General features: G+C 70.5%; 12 protein-coding genes. 9 read left to right on the top strand and 3 right to left on the bottom strand.

The annotated features are described in order from the left end of the window. Positions 1-66 precede the first annotated feature (66 nt). The 3 genes from ACZ6JE_RS13325 (at position 67) to ACZ6JE_RS13315 (ending at position 3,015) form a co-directional block, all read left to right on the top strand. The gene (locus ACZ6JE_RS13325; protein WP_192057999.1) at positions 67-393 is read left to right on the top strand and encodes a DUF6504 family protein; all 327 of its coding nucleotides are present in this window, start codon (positions 67-69) and stop codon (positions 391-393) included. 123 nt (positions 394-516) lie between these two features. Then, positions 517-1,206, top strand: a complete 690-nt coding sequence (pnuC, locus tag ACZ6JE_RS13320) for a nicotinamide riboside transporter PnuC (protein ID WP_243215599.1) — start codon at positions 517-519, stop codon at positions 1,204-1,206. Between the two features lie 21 nt (positions 1,207-1,227). Then, entirely contained in the window at positions 1,228-3,015 is a 1,788-nt protein-coding gene (locus ACZ6JE_RS13315) for a glycoside hydrolase family 15 protein (protein WP_192058001.1), read from the top strand. 94 nt (positions 3,016-3,109) lie between these two features. Here ACZ6JE_RS13315 and ACZ6JE_RS13310 read toward each other — a convergent pair whose 3' ends face one another. Together ACZ6JE_RS13310 and ACZ6JE_RS13305 are read right to left on the bottom strand one after the other, a co-directional pair. After that, positions 3,110-4,474: a glucose-6-phosphate dehydrogenase gene (locus ACZ6JE_RS13310; protein ID WP_192058003.1), complete on the bottom strand. Its 1,365-nt coding sequence runs from the start codon at positions 4,472-4,474 to the stop codon at positions 3,110-3,112. 203 nt (positions 4,475-4,677) lie between these two features. Next, positions 4,678-6,021 carry an FUSC family protein gene (locus ACZ6JE_RS13305; RefSeq protein ID WP_464319259.1) on the bottom strand — a complete coding sequence of 448 codons (1,344 nt, stop codon included), beginning with the start codon at positions 6,019-6,021 and terminating at the stop codon, positions 4,678-4,680. 112 nt (positions 6,022-6,133) lie between these two features. On the opposite strand from ACZ6JE_RS13305, the gene ACZ6JE_RS13300 reads away from it, so the two are divergent. The 5 genes from ACZ6JE_RS13300 (at position 6,134) to ACZ6JE_RS13280 (ending at position 13,016) form a co-directional block, all read left to right on the top strand. Then, positions 6,134-9,646, top strand: a complete 3,513-nt coding sequence (locus ACZ6JE_RS13300) for a DNA polymerase III subunit alpha (protein ID WP_464319258.1) — start codon at positions 6,134-6,136, stop codon at positions 9,644-9,646. 115 nt (positions 9,647-9,761) lie between these two features. Then, a complete protein-coding gene (locus ACZ6JE_RS13295) occupies positions 9,762-10,784 on the top strand; it encodes a glutathione S-transferase family protein (RefSeq protein ID WP_192058009.1) in 1,023 nt (340 codons plus the stop codon). Continuing rightward, the gene (locus ACZ6JE_RS13290; RefSeq protein WP_320480007.1) at positions 10,781-11,116 is read left to right on the top strand and encodes a TraR/DksA family transcriptional regulator; all 336 of its coding nucleotides are present in this window, start codon (positions 10,781-10,783) and stop codon (positions 11,114-11,116) included. Before ACZ6JE_RS13295 ends, ACZ6JE_RS13290 begins: the two co-directional genes overlap by 4 nt. Before the next feature lie 125 nt (positions 11,117-11,241). After that, a complete protein-coding gene (manD, locus tag ACZ6JE_RS13285; protein WP_192058012.1) occupies positions 11,242-12,480 on the top strand; it encodes a D-mannonate dehydratase ManD in 1,239 nt (412 codons plus the stop codon). Positions 12,481-12,677: 197 nt separating this feature from the next. Continuing rightward, positions 12,678-13,016 (top strand): histone-like nucleoid-structuring protein Lsr2, encoded by a 339-nt coding sequence (locus tag ACZ6JE_RS13280; protein ID WP_192058014.1) that lies wholly within the window; start codon positions 12,678-12,680, stop codon positions 13,014-13,016. Positions 13,017-13,070: 54 nt separating this feature from the next. Here ACZ6JE_RS13280 and ACZ6JE_RS13275 read toward each other — a convergent pair whose 3' ends face one another. Beyond that, positions 13,071-13,712, bottom strand: coding sequence for a hypothetical protein (locus ACZ6JE_RS13275; protein WP_464319257.1), 642 nt, complete (start codon positions 13,710-13,712; stop codon positions 13,071-13,073). 86 nt (positions 13,713-13,798) lie between these two features. On the opposite strand from ACZ6JE_RS13275, the gene rplU reads away from it, so the two are divergent. After that, positions 13,799-14,073: 50S ribosomal protein L21 (gene rplU, locus ACZ6JE_RS13270; RefSeq protein ID WP_464319256.1), on the top strand; the 275-nt coding region annotated here is incomplete at its 3' end.

The raw sequence follows: 14,073 nt of genomic DNA, 5'->3' as shown, positions 1-14,073 counted from the left end.
GTCGGCGGCCGACCGTACACTTCGTTCGAACACACATTCGAACGACGACGAGCGGGGCGAGACGACATGAAGGTCGACGAGAAGGTACCGGTCGAGACGACCGACGACGGGGCGCCGCTGCGATTCGTGTGGCGGGGCGTCGTGTACGGCGTGGTCAGCCCGCCCGAGCGGTGGATCACCCGCCGAGAGTGGTGGCGGTCGGCTGCCCGGGCGCCTCGGGGCGGGGCGGTCGATCTGCTCGAGCTGCCGGTCTGGCGGGTCGACGCCCTGCCGCTGACCGACGGCGCCCATCGGATCGACGGCACCTTCGACCTCGCCCTCGACCCCGCGCTGGGCTCATGGCTGCTGCTCGGCGTCTTCGACGACCGCGTCGAGCAGCAGCTGTTCGCCTGATCGGCCGGCACCAGGAATGCCGGCACTCGGGAATGAACGACGCACCCCGCTCGTTCCGACCTCGGCGACTCGAGCGCCGTGGCAGATCACGGAGACCGTCGTCGCCACGACCAGGAGGACGACGTGCAGGTGATCCGGTGGCTCTTCGACGCTCAGCTCGTGCTGGGCGATCAGACCATCCTCTGGCGAGAGATCGTCGGCAACGTCTTCGGTCTGCTCAGCGCCCTCGGCGGCATGCGCCGGAAGGTCTGGGCCTGGCCGATCGGCATCGTCGGCAACGCCCTGCTCTTCACGGTGTTCCTCGGCGCGGTCTTCGACACGCCGAACCCGGTCAATCTGCTCGGCCAGGCCGGGCGTCAGGTGATGTTCATCGTGGTCTCGATCTACGGGTGGCGCCGCTGGCGGCAGAGCGAGACCGGGGCCGGCGCTGCGGTCGAGCCGCGGTGGGCCGGCTGGCGCAACCGCGTCCTGCTCGTCGTGGCGCTCTTCGGCGGCACGGCCGTGCTCACCCCGATCTTCGGCGCCCTGGGCTCGTACGAGCCCGTCTGGGCCGACGCCTGGATCTTCATGGGCTCGCTACTGGCGACGTACGGCATGGCCAAGGGCTGGGTCGAGTTCTGGCTGATCTGGGTCGCCGTCGACCTCGTGGGCACACCGCTGCTGTTCAGCGCCGGCTACTACGCCTCGGCGTTCATGTACGTCTTCTACGGCGCGTTCACCCTGATGGGCTTCGTCGTCTGGGCGCGCACCCGCCGGCAGAAGCCTCAGATCGAGACACGCTGGCCCGACCCCACCCTCCAGCGGGGTCGCTGACCGGACTGCTTGGATGGCCGCATGCCCCTGCCCATCGAGAACTACGCCCTGATCGGTGATCTGCACACCGGATGCCTCGTCGGCACCGACGGCAGCATCGACTGGCTGTGCCTGCCCCGCTTCGACTCCGCCTCGACCTTCGGCGCCCTGCTCGGCGACCACGACGCCGGGCGGTGGCTGATCGCCCCGACCGACGCCGACGCCACCGCGACCCGTCGCTACATCGACGACACGTTCGTGCTCGTGACGCGGTGGCAGACCGCCACGGGCGTCGTCGAGGTCACCGATCTGATGCCCTACGGCGACCGCCGCGCCGATGTCGTGCGCCGGGTGACGGGGGTCTCGGGCACCGTGACCCTGCACGTCGATCTGGCCATCCGCTTCGGCTACGGCAGCGCCATGCCCTGGGTGCGGCAGGTGACCGACGGCGACGACACCGCACTCGTCGCGACGGCCGGCCCCGACGCCGTCGTCGTCCGAGGGCCGCGCCTGACCGCCACCGACCACACCCATGCGACCGAGTTCGACGTCGCGGCCGGCGAGGTCGTCGACCTCTCCCTCACCTGGTACCCCTCGCACCGGCAGCCACCCGCGGCGGTGGACATCGACGCGGCCATCGACGACACGGTCGGCTGGTGGCAGGCCTGGGCCGCACGGTGCACGACTCCCCCGGCCTACGAACGCGAGGTCCGCCGTTCGCTGCTGATCCTCCGAGCGCTGACGCACGAAGACACCGGGGGCATCGTCGCCGCCGCGACGACCAGCCTGCCTGAGCAGTTCGGGGGCTCGCGCAACTGGGACTACCGCTACGTCTGGCTCCGCGACGCGTCGATGACGCTGCAGGCGCTGATCCTGCACGGCTACGTCGAGGAGGCCGATCGCTGGCGCGGCTGGCTGCTGAGGGCGATCGCCGGAGACCCGGCCGACGTGCAGATCATGTACGGCCTCGCCGGCGAGCGCCACCTGCACGAGAGCGAGATCGACCACCTGCCCGGCTACGGGGGCGCCGCTCCGGTGCGGGTCGGGAACGCCGCCTACAAGCAGTACCAGGGCGACATCTTCGGCGAGGTCATGATCGCCCTGCACGAGGCCCGCCAGCTCGGCGTCGACGAGACCGAGTACTCGTGGCCGTTGCAGCGGGCCCTGATGCAGTACGTCGACGACAATCGCACCCGGCCCGACAGCGGCATCTGGGAGATCCGCGGCGAGCTGCAGCACTTCACCCACTCGCGGGTCATGATCTGGGCCGCGCTCGATCGCGCCATCGCGGGCGTCGAGCAGTTCGGCCTCGACGGCCCGGTCGACCGCTGGCGCGAGCTCCGAGACGAGGTGCGGGCCGAGGTCGAACGCGACGGCTGGAACGCCGAACGGAACTCCTACACGCAGCACTACGACACCACCGAGGTGGACGCCTCGCTGCTGCAGCTCGCCCAGGTCGGCTTCGTCGCCGCCGACGACCCCCGCATGCTCGGCACCGTCGCCGCGATCGAGCACGACCTGCTGCACGACGGACTGCTGCTGCGCTACCGCACCGAGAGCGGCGTCGATGGGCTGGCGGGCGACGAGAACCCCTTCCTGACCTGCTCGTTCTGGCTCGCCGAGCAGTACGCGGCCTCGGGGCGGGTGGACGACGCCGTCACCCTGATGGATCGCCTGGTCGGCTACTGCAACGACGTCGGCATGCTGTCGGAGGAGATCGAGGTCGCGACGGGGCGACACGTCGGCAACACGCCTCAGGCGCTGTCGCACCTGGCGCTGGTCCGTGCGGCGGACGCGATCGGGCGCGCGCAGGCGACCCGCGCCTCCTAGGCTCCCCCGGTCGGCGGAACGGACGACGGCCGCCCTGCTCGATGCGAGCGGGACGGCCGTCGGGGTGCTGCCGTGGTTCAGGTGGGCCGGTGGATCAGGCGGGCCAGTCCGCCGGACCGGTCGAGCCGGCCGCGTACGTGTCGAGCGGCACCTGGCCGGCCTGCCACGCGTCGATCACGGGAGCGACGATGGCCCAGCAGCGCTCGGCCACGTCGCCGCGGATCGAGAGCGTCGGGTCGTCGTGGAAGATGCCGCTGAGCACCTCGCCGTAGGGGGTGAGCTCGGGCTTGCCGAGGGTCACCGACATGGTCGACTTCTCGAGGTCGAAGGGGTTGCCGGAGCCGTTGGTCGTGACGCCGAGCTCCATCGTCTCGGGGCTGATCTCGATGCGCAGCGTGTCGGGCGTCGAGGAGCCGTTGAGCCCCTCGGGCAGCGCCGGCACGGGCTTGAAGGTGATGAGGACCTCTTTGCGGATCTTCGTCATGCCCTTGCCCGAACGGAGGATGAACGGCACGCCGGCCCAACGGCGCGTCTTGACCTCGAACTCGACCTCGGCCAGGGTCTCGGTCTGACGCTCGTCGTCGACGCCGTCCTCGTCGGCGTAGGCGGGGACGTCCTTGCCGTCGATGGTGCCGGCGGAGTACTGGGCGCGACGGCTCGACGCGACGGGGTCGCCGCCCTTGACCCAGGTGGCACGCAGCACGCGCGCGATCTCGCTGCGCAGCTCGACCGAGTCGATCGACGACGGGGCGTCCATCGCGATGACCGCGAGCACCTGGAGGAGGTGGCTCTGGATCATGTCGATCAGGGCGCCGGCCTTGTCGTAGTACTGGGCGCGGCCTTCGAGACCGAGCACCTCGTCGTAGAAGATCTCGACCTTCTCGATGTTCTCGCTGTTCCAGACCGGCTCGAACAGGCGGTTCGCGAAGCGGAGGCCGATCATGTTGAGCACGGTCGCACGACCGAGGAAGTGGTCGGTGCGGTGGATGCGCTCTTCGGGGACGATCTTCAACAGCTCGGCGTTCAGCTCGCGAGCGCTCTGCTCGTCGGAGCCGAAGGGCTTCTCGAGGGCGAGGCGGAGACCCTCGGGGAGGTCGATCTCGGCCAGCGACTGGATGACCTTCGTGCTGATCGCCGGCGGGAGGGCGAAGTACATGACGGGCGTGCCCTCGCTGGCCTCGAACAGCGCCTTCAGGTGCTCGACCGTGGTGGGGTCGCCCTGGATGTAGCGGCTCGACGCGAGGGTCTTCTTGGCGAGGTCGCTGCCGGCGTCGCCGTTGAACGCCGTCTTGACGACGTCGTCCCACTCGTCGGCGCTGCGCTCGCTGCGGCCGGTGCCGATCAGCTGCACGTCGACTCCGCGGTCGCTCTTCAGCAGGCTGGCGAGGCCGGGGAGCAGCAGACGCTCGGTGAGGTCTCCGCTGGCTCCGAGGATGATGAGGGTGGTGGTGTCTGTCACTGTGCGGCTTTCATGGATGAGGGCGGCGAACGGATCGTCGCTTGTCGATCTGGCGGCGGGTGGGGTGCTCAGGCCACGAGTGTCAACGCACAGGGCGGACGGGCATTCCCGTCGACCGCCCCGGCCGGTCAGGGCACGGGTCGCGTCTCGGCGTCGGTGCCCGGTCAACCGTACTGCTCTTGGGCGGCGGGCGTCGCACCCCGTCAGTCGGCGTCGCGTCGGACGGTGTCGCGGGGCGCCTCGTCGTCCTCCGTGGCCCTGGCCGTGCCGTCGTCGCCCGTGGTGCCGTCGGCGTCCGGGGCGTCGTCGGCATCCGCGGAGTCGTCGGCGGTGGCGGTGTCGTCGGCGCCGGTCGTCTCGTCTCCGTCGGCTCCGTCGGATCCGGGGTGCGCCTCCTCGGTGTCGGTCCCGGCGTCCGCCGTCCCCGCGTCCGTCTCGGAGGGCCGGGGCGCGGTGCCGTCGTCGGGGTCGAGCGCGGCGACGATGCGACCGAGCGAGACGGCGATCGACACCCCGCCGCTGGTGTCGGTGGTGGGGCGGTCGCGGTGGGCGTCGATCGCCTCCCAGAGGTCGGCGATGCGACGGCGCGCCTCGACGAACACGTCGGCGTCGGAGTCGTGGCGCCTGATCACCTCGGCGACCCCGTGCAGGGTGTGCGCCACGGCCGGGGCGAGCGAGTCGGGCATGCCGATCTGGCGGCCGATGCGCCTGCCGAGGACCCCGGAGACCTCGGCGATGTCCTGCAGATGGAACGAGACCCGCTCGAACGCGGCCAGTTCGGCGTACTCGTGGCCGAGATCGCGTCGACGCAGCAGCCACCGGGGATTCATCCGCCGCGACTCGTCGGCGTACTGCACCGACGAGCGCACGCTGTGGAGGGTCGCGGGCAGCTCGCCGACGCGCTCCTCCCAGTCGTCGTCCTCGAGGGGCCAGGGCGTCTCGAAGACGCCGGCGATCTCGTCGGCCCGGTCGGCGAGCGCCTGCCGGACCCGCCGGAGCCGCGTCTCGGCGCGCGAGGTGTTCAGAGGCGGCACGATCACGAAGTTGACGACGACGCCCACGACGACGCCGACGCCGAGCTGGACGATGTAGCCGATGCCGTACGACTCGGTGTCGGATCCTCCGAGCAGCAGCACGAACAGGCCCGCGGTGAGCACCCAGTCGCGACCGGCCCCGAGCCAGCGGATGCCGGCGAGCACGACGCCGATGCCGACCAGCACGCCGACCGCGAGGACTCCGGGCGGCCCGTCCTGCAGGGCGAAGACCGCCGTGGCGAGGGCGATGCCGACGACGACGCCCAGCAGCACCTGGATGCCCTGTCGCAAGGAGGCCCGCAGCGTCGGATACATGGCGATGACCGCGCCGAGCGGCGCGTAGTAGGGGTAGTCGGCCGCCGTGCCGGGGATCTGCGGGGCGATCCAGTAGGCGAGCCCCGCGGCGAACGCCGTCTTCACGGCCAGCAGGAGGCGCGGCTGGGCGAGCAGCACGCGGGTCCAGTGCCCGACGGCGCGGGCGTCCCGGTCGAGGGTCGAGCGGCGGTCGGTCATGGCTCGATGATGCCAGCCGGCGGGCGTCGCCGCCGGGTCGTCGACCACGTACACTGATCGAACATCTGTTCGAACCGACCCGGCCGGGGGGTCTGAGCACGAGGCACCAGTCATGCGTTTCACCCATCTCCGCGTCGCGTCGTCGTTCAGCGCGCACTACGGCACCGCCCACCCGAAGACCCTCGTCGAGACCGTGGCCGGGCGACGGGCCGACGCCGCGGCGATCACCGACCGCGACGGGCTCTACGGGGCGATCCGGCACATCGGCGCGTGTCGCGCCGCGGGCGTCGACCCGATCGTGGGGGTGGAGCTGGGGTGCCGCGACGATCGGGCCGGTGCCGGCGCCGGCGGAGGCGCTGGTGCTGCGGGCGCGGGTGCCGGCGGAGGAGCTGCCGGAGGCGCTGGTGCTGCGGGCGCGGGTGCTCCGGTCGATCGGATCGTCGTGCTGGCGCACGGGTCGATCGACGGCGGCGCTCCGGGTGCGGGGTGGGCGGCGCTCTGCCGGTTGATCAGCGCCGCGCACGGCCGGGCGACGCGGAAGGCGAGCGGCAGCGCGAACAGCGTGGCGACCATCGGCCGGTCACGGGTGCGGGCGTTCGTCCAGGGCGAGTCGGGGCCCGCCGCGACCGTGCTGCTCGGCCCGGACTCCGACGTGGGTCGACTGGTGCAGGCGGGTCGGCACACCGAGGCGGCGGCGTCGCTGGCCGACTGGGCGGCCGTGCTGCCGGGCGGCGTGGTGGTCGAGGTCGTCTGCCATCTGACCGAGCCGGGCGAGAGCCGCAGCATCCGGCACGCGGCCCGCATGCTCGAGCTGGCCGACCACGTCGGGGTGCCGGCCGTGCTGACCAACGCCGTCCGCTACCTCGACCCCGACGAGGCGGTCACCGCCGACGTCCTCGACTCGGCAGGGCATCTCGCCGCCCTGGGCAGCTTCCGCCCGCAGCCGAACGCGCAGGCGTTCCTGAAGTCGGCCGATGCGATGCGCGCCGTCGCGCGGATGGTGACCGACGCCTCCTCGCTGCCTCGCAGCTCCGCCGACGAGATGCTGTCCGCGACCGAGCGGCTGGCCGACCGGTGCCGACTCGACCCCGCCGCCGATCTGGGCTGGGGTCGGCCGAAGGTCCCCGAGCCGAGTGCGATCGGAGTCGACGGCGATCCCGACCAGGTGCTGTTCCGCCGGGCGGAGGCGGGGATCACCGAGCGGTTCGGCGACGCCGGTCGCGCTCTGCGCGAGAAGGTCGACGAGCGCATGCGCTACGAGCTCGGCATCATCACGGGGTTCGGCTTCGCCGGGTACTTCCTGACCGTGGCCGACGTGTCGAAGCTGATGCGCGACATGAGGGTGCGGAACGCCGCACGCGGGTCGGGGGCGGGCAGCCTCGTCACCTATCTGCTGCGGATCTCGAACGTCGATCCGATCGAGCACGATCTGCTGTTCGAGAGGTTCCTCGGCAACAAGCGGGAGACGCTCCCCGACATCGACATCGACGTCGAGTCGGCGAGGCGGCACGAGGTCTACCGGGCGATCTTCGACCGGTACGGCAGCAACCGGGTGACACTCATGTCGATGCAGTCGACCTACCGGGGGCGAGGCGCCGTCCGTGACGCCGGTCTGGCGCTCGGTCTCGACGACGAGCAGATCGACCTCGTCGCCAAGAACGTCTGGCGCTCGAACGCCCGCGACCTGCGGACGGCCCTGGCCGAGAAGCCCGAGCTGCGCGAGATCGCCGAGCTGGCCCGCAGCGACGGGCAGATCGACCTGCTGGTCGATCTCAGCGAGCGACTCGACCGGCTGCCGCGGCACATCTCGATGCATCCGTGCGGGGTGATCCTCGGCGACTCCGGTCTGCTCAGCATGACGCCGGTCCAGCCGAGCGGCATCGGTCTGCCGATGAGCCAGTTCGACAAGCACGACATGAACGACGCCGGTCTGCTGAAGCTCGACGTGCTGGGGGTGCGCATGCAGAGCACGCTGGCGTACGCGCTCGACGAGATCGAGCGCGTGAACGGCTCGAGGGCCGCGGTGGCCGGTGCGCTGCCGGTGGACGCACGGTACGTGAACAGAGAGGGGCGGATCGAGCTCGACGAGATCCCGCACGACGACGAGCCGACGTTCGCGGCGATCAGGACGACGCACACGCTCGGCATGTTCCAGATCGAGAGCCCGGGGCAGCGCGAGCTGATCGGCAAGATGCAGCCCGACCGCTACTCCGACCTCATCGCCGATATCTCCCTGTTCCGCCCCGGGCCGATGAAGGGCAACATGATCGTGCCGTTCCTCGACACGAAGCACGGGTTCCAGCATCCCGACTACATCCACCCGAGCTTCGCGGGGTTCCTCGACGACAGCTACGGAGTCGTGATCTACCACGAGCACGTCCTGCGGATCCTCGAGGCGACGATGCAGGTGAGCCTCGCCGAGGCCGACGAGATCCGACGTCACATGGGCAAGGGCGACGACGACGCCCTCGAGGCGACGTTCCGCGCCCGCACCCGGGCCAACGTCGACCCCGAGACCGGGCTGCGCCGCTACGACGACGCCGACGTCGACCGCATCTGGGCCGTGCTGAAGGGCTTCGGATCGTTCGGCTTCTGCAAGGCGCACGGTGCCGCCTTCGCCCTGCCCACGTACCAGAGCGCATGGCTGAAGACGCACTACCCGGCCGAGTTCCTCGCCGGCATCCTGACCCACGATCCCGGCATGTACCCGAAGCGGCTGCTCCTGACCGAGGCGCGGCGGATGGGCATCCCGGTGCTGCCGCTCGACGTCAACGCCTCGACCGACGTCTACCGCGTCGAACGGCTGCGCGCACCCGCCACCCCGATCGCGCCGACTCGCACCGGCGACCTCGGCATCCGGCTGTCGCTCGTCGACGTGCACGGCATCAGCGACGCCGAGCTCGCCCGGGTCGTCGTGGGTCGCCCGTACGAATCGATCACCGACTTCTGGCAGCGGGCGACACCGTCGCGGTCGTTGTTCGAGCGACTCGCCCAGGTCGGGGCGCTCGACTCGCTCGCCGGCCCGGGGCGGACGAGGGGCGATGTCCTGGCCAGGGTGCGCGCGCTGACCGGCAGGTCGTCACGGCCCCGGGCGGCCGACGTCGAGAACCAGCTCGACTTCGTCGTCGACGACTCCGACACCGTGCCCACCGGCACCCCCGACGTCGGAGTCCGCGACCGGGTGAGCGACGAGCTCGACATCCTGTCGATGGAGGTCAGCGAGCACGTCATCGAGAGCTACCGTCCGATGCTCGACGACCTCGGCGTCGTCCGGGCCGCCGACCTGCGCGACCACTGGAACGGCACGACCGTCCTCGTGGCCGGCATCCGCATCGCCACCCAGACCCCGCCGATGCGCAGCGGTCGGCGCGTCGTGTTCATCAGCCTCGACGACGGCAGCGGCGTCTCCGACTCGACGTTCTTCGACGAGGCGCAGCAGCGCGCCGGCTCCCTCCTGTTCGGCACGCAGCTCATGCTGATCCAGGGCCGCACCCGTCGCACCGGCGAGCGGGGGATCTCGCTCGAGGCCGACGACGCCTGGGATCTCAAGACGATGTGGCGGGAGTGGAGCGCGACCCGCGCCTCCTCGGCCGCCGGTCTCGACGCCGTCGACGTCGGCGCCTGACCCGCGCGTCGGCAACTCCTCCTCCCTGCCGCCCGGCCGCACCGGACGTCGGCGTGTCGCGGCCCGGCGCGACACCGGACAGGAGTTGCCGACCGGGCGTGCGTAGGGTGGCGGCATGAGCGAGCAGCACGCGAAGGGCACCTACGTCGAGCCCGGCCAGGAGTACACCCGCGACACCAACTACATCGAGGACCGCATCACGCGCGACGCCGCCGACGGCTGGCCCGTCGAGTCGGGCCGATACCGCCTCGTCGCGGCGCGGGCCTGCCCCTGGGCGAACCGCAGCGTCATCTCACGCCGACTGCTCGGCCTCGAAGACGCGATCTCGCTGGGACTGCCCGGCCCGACGCACGACGCCCGCAGCTGGACCTTCGATCTGGACCCCGACGGGCGCGACCCCGTCCTCGGCATCGAGCGCCTCCAAGAGGCCTTCTTCGCGCGCACGCCCGACTACCCGCGCGGCATCACGGTGCCGGCGATCGTCGACGTGCCGAGCGGCAAGGTCGTCACGAACGACTTCCCGCAGATCACCCTCGACTTCGCCACCGAGTGGACGGACCTCCACCGCGACGGCGCACCCGACCTCTACCCCGAGCACCTGCGCGCCGAGATCGACGAGGTGAACGCCGTGGTCTTCCGCGACGTGAACAACGGCGTCTACCGTGCCGGTTTCGCCGGGTCGCAGAAGAGCTACGAGCGCGCCTACCGCACCCTCTTCGAGCGACTCGACTGGCTGTCCGAGCGACTGACCGATCAGCGGTTCCTGGTCGGCGACACGATCACCGAGGCCGACATCCGCCTCTTCACGACCCTGGCCCGCTTCGACGCGGTCTACCACGGCCACTTCAAGTGCAATCGGAACAAGCTCACCGAGATGCCCGTGCTCTGGGCCTACGCCCGCGATCTGTTCCAGACCCCCGGATTCGGCGACACGATCGACTTCGACCAGATCAAGAAGCACTACTACATCGTGCACAGCGACATCAATCCGACCGGCATCGTCCCCGCCGGGCCCGACCCGTCGGGCTGGCTGACCGCGCACGGTCGCGAGGAGCTCGGCGGACGGCCCTTCGGCGACGGCACTCCCCCGGCGCCGCCCCGTGCGGGCGAAGAGGTGCCCCCGCTCGTCGTCTCGTGATCGGGCCCGTCGCCCGCCTCGAGGGCATCCGCGACGATGCCCTCTCGCTCGCCGAGCGCCTCCGCAGCGACATGGAGGCGGTGGCCGAGGCCCGCGAGTCCGCGAACGTTGACGACGAGCACGACCCCGAGGGCTCGACGATCGCCTACGAGAGGTCGCAGCTCGACGCCATCCGCCGGTCGGCGCTCGACCGGGCGGACGACGCGCGCTCCGCTCTCGAGCGCCTCGCCGCGGGGACCTTCGGCCGCTGCGAGCGCTGCTCGGCGCGCATCGGGGAGGCCCGGCTCGACGCCCGGCCGACCGCTCGACTCTGCATCGACTGCGCGCGCTGACCCGCGCCTCCTGCCGAGCCGAGGAGGTGCAGGTCGGCTGCCGCCCGCCCCTCCCGGAGTCGTCTCCCTAAGCTGGTCCGTGCCCGGGCCCTCGCCCGAGCACGGATTCGGTCGAAGGAGACGGAATGAGAATCGACAGCGCCGATGTGATCGTCACGAGCCCCGATCGCAACTTCGTGACACTGAAGCTGACGACCGACGAGGGGATCACCGGACTCGGCGACGCCACGCTGAACGGCCGGGAGCTCGCCGTCGTCGCGTATCTCACCGAGCACGTCGTCCCCCTCCTCGTCGGACGGGACCCCGCCCGCATCGAGGACACCTGGCAGTTCCTGTACCGCAGCGCGTACTGGCGCCGGGGGCCGGTGACGATGGCGGCGATCGCCGCCGTCGACGTCGCCCTCTGGGACATCAAGGCGAAGACCGCCGGCATGCCGCTCTACCAGCTGCTCGGCGGCGCCTCCCGGACAGGGCTGCTGACCTACGGGCACGCCTCCGGCAAGGACCTCGAGGAGCTCTTCGACAGCATCCGGGATCACCAGGAGCAGGGGTACAAGGCGATCCGGGTGCAGACCGGAGTGCCCGGGCTGAAGTCGATCTACGGCATCGCGTCCAACGCGACCTTCGACGCCAACACCGGCGTCCGCTACGACCACGAGCCCGCTCAACGGGGTGCGCTGCCGAACGAGGAGGACTGGGACACCCGCTCGTATCTGCGTCACGTCCCCACCGTCTTCGAGGCGGTCCGCAACGAGTTCGGCCCCGAGATCCCCCTCCTGCACGATGGGCACCACCGCATGACGCCGATCCAGGCGGCCTCCCTCGGAAAGAGCCTCGAGCCGTACGACCTCTTCTGGCTCGAGGACGTCACCCCGGCCGAGAACCCCGAGGCCCTCCGCCTCGTCCGCCAGCACACGACGACGCCTCTGGCGATCGGCGAGATCTTCAACACGGTGTGGGACTACCAGCAGATCGTCCGCGAGCAGCTGATCGACTACGTGCGGAGCGCCGTGACCCACACCGGCGGCATCACGCATCTCAAACGGGTTCTCGAATATGCGGCGCAATACCAGATCAAGTCGGGCATGCACGGCCCGACGGACATCTCGCCCGTCGGGATGGCCGCCGCGATGCACCTCGGTCTCTCGATCCACAATTTCGGGATCCAGGAGTACATGAAGCACGGTGCGCGCACCGATCTGGTCTTCGACCAGGGATTCACCTTCGTCGACGGCATGCTGCACCCGGGTGATCGACCCGGCATCGGAGTCGAGCTCGACGTCGACGAGGCCGGCCGGTATCCGTACGAGAAGGCCTATCTGCCGTACAACCGGCTGGCCGATGGCACGGTGCACGACTGGTGAACCGGAGAGATCGCACCCTCTCGGAAGGACATATGCGGATATCCCATCGCCCCTGATAAAGCGAACGGCTCGTCGAATACGTCATTGTTCAGTGGATTCGTGAGAAAAGCTCCAGGTGCGATTAGCGCGGAAATAAGCCATAGTGAATCCGATAAGTCGCCTCTGTGATTTGTCTAATCGCCGAACAAAGGATTCCCATGGCCCAGAAGACCTTTATCCAACTCGTCGACGATCTCGACGGCTCGCCCATCGCCGATGGCGAGGGCCGCACTCTGACCTTCTCCCTCGACGGCGCCACGTACGAGATCGATCTGCACGACTCGCATGTCGACGAGCTCACCTCCGCGCTCTCGCCTTTCGTCTCCGCCGGCCGCCGGACGGGGCGGAAGCAGACCCCGAGCCGGGGCCCCGCCGGCAAGTCGAACCCGGCGGAGCTGCAGGCGATCCGCGAGTGGGCGCGCGCGAACGGCCACGAGGTGTCCGATCGCGGCCGCGTCTCGGGTTCGGTCCGCGAGGCCTACGACGCCGCTCACTGATCCACCGGGGGCGCCGGCGGCCGGGTGGCGACCACCGGCCGCCGGCACTCCCGTCTACGGGGTGGTCGGGCGGGGCAGAGCGTAGACGCCGTGACCCACGCGTTCGACTCGACCCTGCCTGGTCAGCACGCTGAGCGTGGAGAGCACGCTGCTCCGCCGGTAGTCGGGCAGCGCCGCCGCGATCTCCGTCGTGCGGAGCTCGCCCGCCCGCAGCATCTCGGGGATGCGGTCGGCCAGCGAGTCGCCCGCACCGACCCCCTCGGGACCGGGCGCGTCCGAACCGCTCCCGTGCGCCTCCTGCAGGTACTCCGCCCTCGCGAGGTCGACACCCTCGGCCGACACGCGACTCGACGCCCCGTCGGAGCCGGACGCCTGCGCGTAGGGCGCCAGCGTCAGCGAGCGCCCCACCCGGGCGTACACGGCGGACGGGCTGGTGCCCTGATGCTCGGCGATCTCGGGGTACGAGGCGCCACCCAGCAGCAGCACGGCCTCGCCCTCGAGCCCCAGCCACTGGCCCAGGCTCGCGATCTCCCAGCCGGCCGTGGTGACGGCGGAGCCCCACACCTCGATGTCGTCGGCGTGCTCGGTCGTGATGCGTCGCAGGTCCTCCAGCAGGTCGACGAGGCGCTCTCGGGCGTCGTCGACGATCTCGGCGGTGAACTGAGGCGGCCGGCGAAGTTTGATCGGTCGTGACATTTGTGAAAGACTATCCAAGTTGCCCTCGTGGCACCACGACGTCGCTCGGCAGTCCGGGCGTCACACCCCCTCACTTTGGAGTTCCCATGGCTTTCGCAATCGTGCGCGCCGGTGGCCGTCAGGAGAAGGTCGAGGTCGGAACGATTCTGACCGTCGACCGCCTCAAGGCCTCCACCGCAGACACCGTCTCGTTCGTCCCCGTCCTGCACGTCGACGGCGACACGATCCTCTCGGGCGACGACCTGGGCAAGGTGACTGTCGAGGGCGAGGTCCTGAACGACCTCCGCGGCCCGAAGATCGTCATCCAGAACTACAAGAACAAGACCGGGTACAAGCGTCGCATGGGCTTCCGTGCCGACCT

It is taken from the genome of Frigoribacterium sp. AC759, from assembly GCF_979256015.1.
Note: the sequence above shows the minus strand (reverse complement) of the source record. Positions and strands in the feature narration are given on the sequence as shown.

Coding starts and splice junctions, on each gene's coding strand:
- ACZ6JE_RS13295 (WP_192058009.1), top strand. CDS start 9,762: ATGAGCGAGCAGCACGCGAAGGGCACCTACGTCGAGCCCGGCCAGGAG.
- ACZ6JE_RS13280 (WP_192058014.1), top strand. CDS start 12,678: ATGGCCCAGAAGACCTTTATCCAACTCGTCGACGATCTCGACGGCTCG.
- manD (WP_192058012.1), top strand. CDS start 11,242: ATGAGAATCGACAGCGCCGATGTGATCGTCACGAGCCCCGATCGCAAC.
- ACZ6JE_RS13325 (WP_192057999.1), top strand. CDS start 67: ATGAAGGTCGACGAGAAGGTACCGGTCGAGACGACCGACGACGGGGCG.
- ACZ6JE_RS13300 (WP_464319258.1), top strand. CDS start 6,134: ATGCGTTTCACCCATCTCCGCGTCGCGTCGTCGTTCAGCGCGCACTAC.
- ACZ6JE_RS13275 (WP_464319257.1), bottom strand. CDS start 13,712: ATGTCACGACCGATCAAACTTCGCCGGCCGCCTCAGTTCACCGCCGAG.
- ACZ6JE_RS13315 (WP_192058001.1), top strand. CDS start 1,228: ATGCCCCTGCCCATCGAGAACTACGCCCTGATCGGTGATCTGCACACC.
- ACZ6JE_RS13305 (WP_464319259.1), bottom strand. CDS start 6,021: ATGACCGACCGCCGCTCGACCCTCGACCGGGACGCCCGCGCCGTCGGG.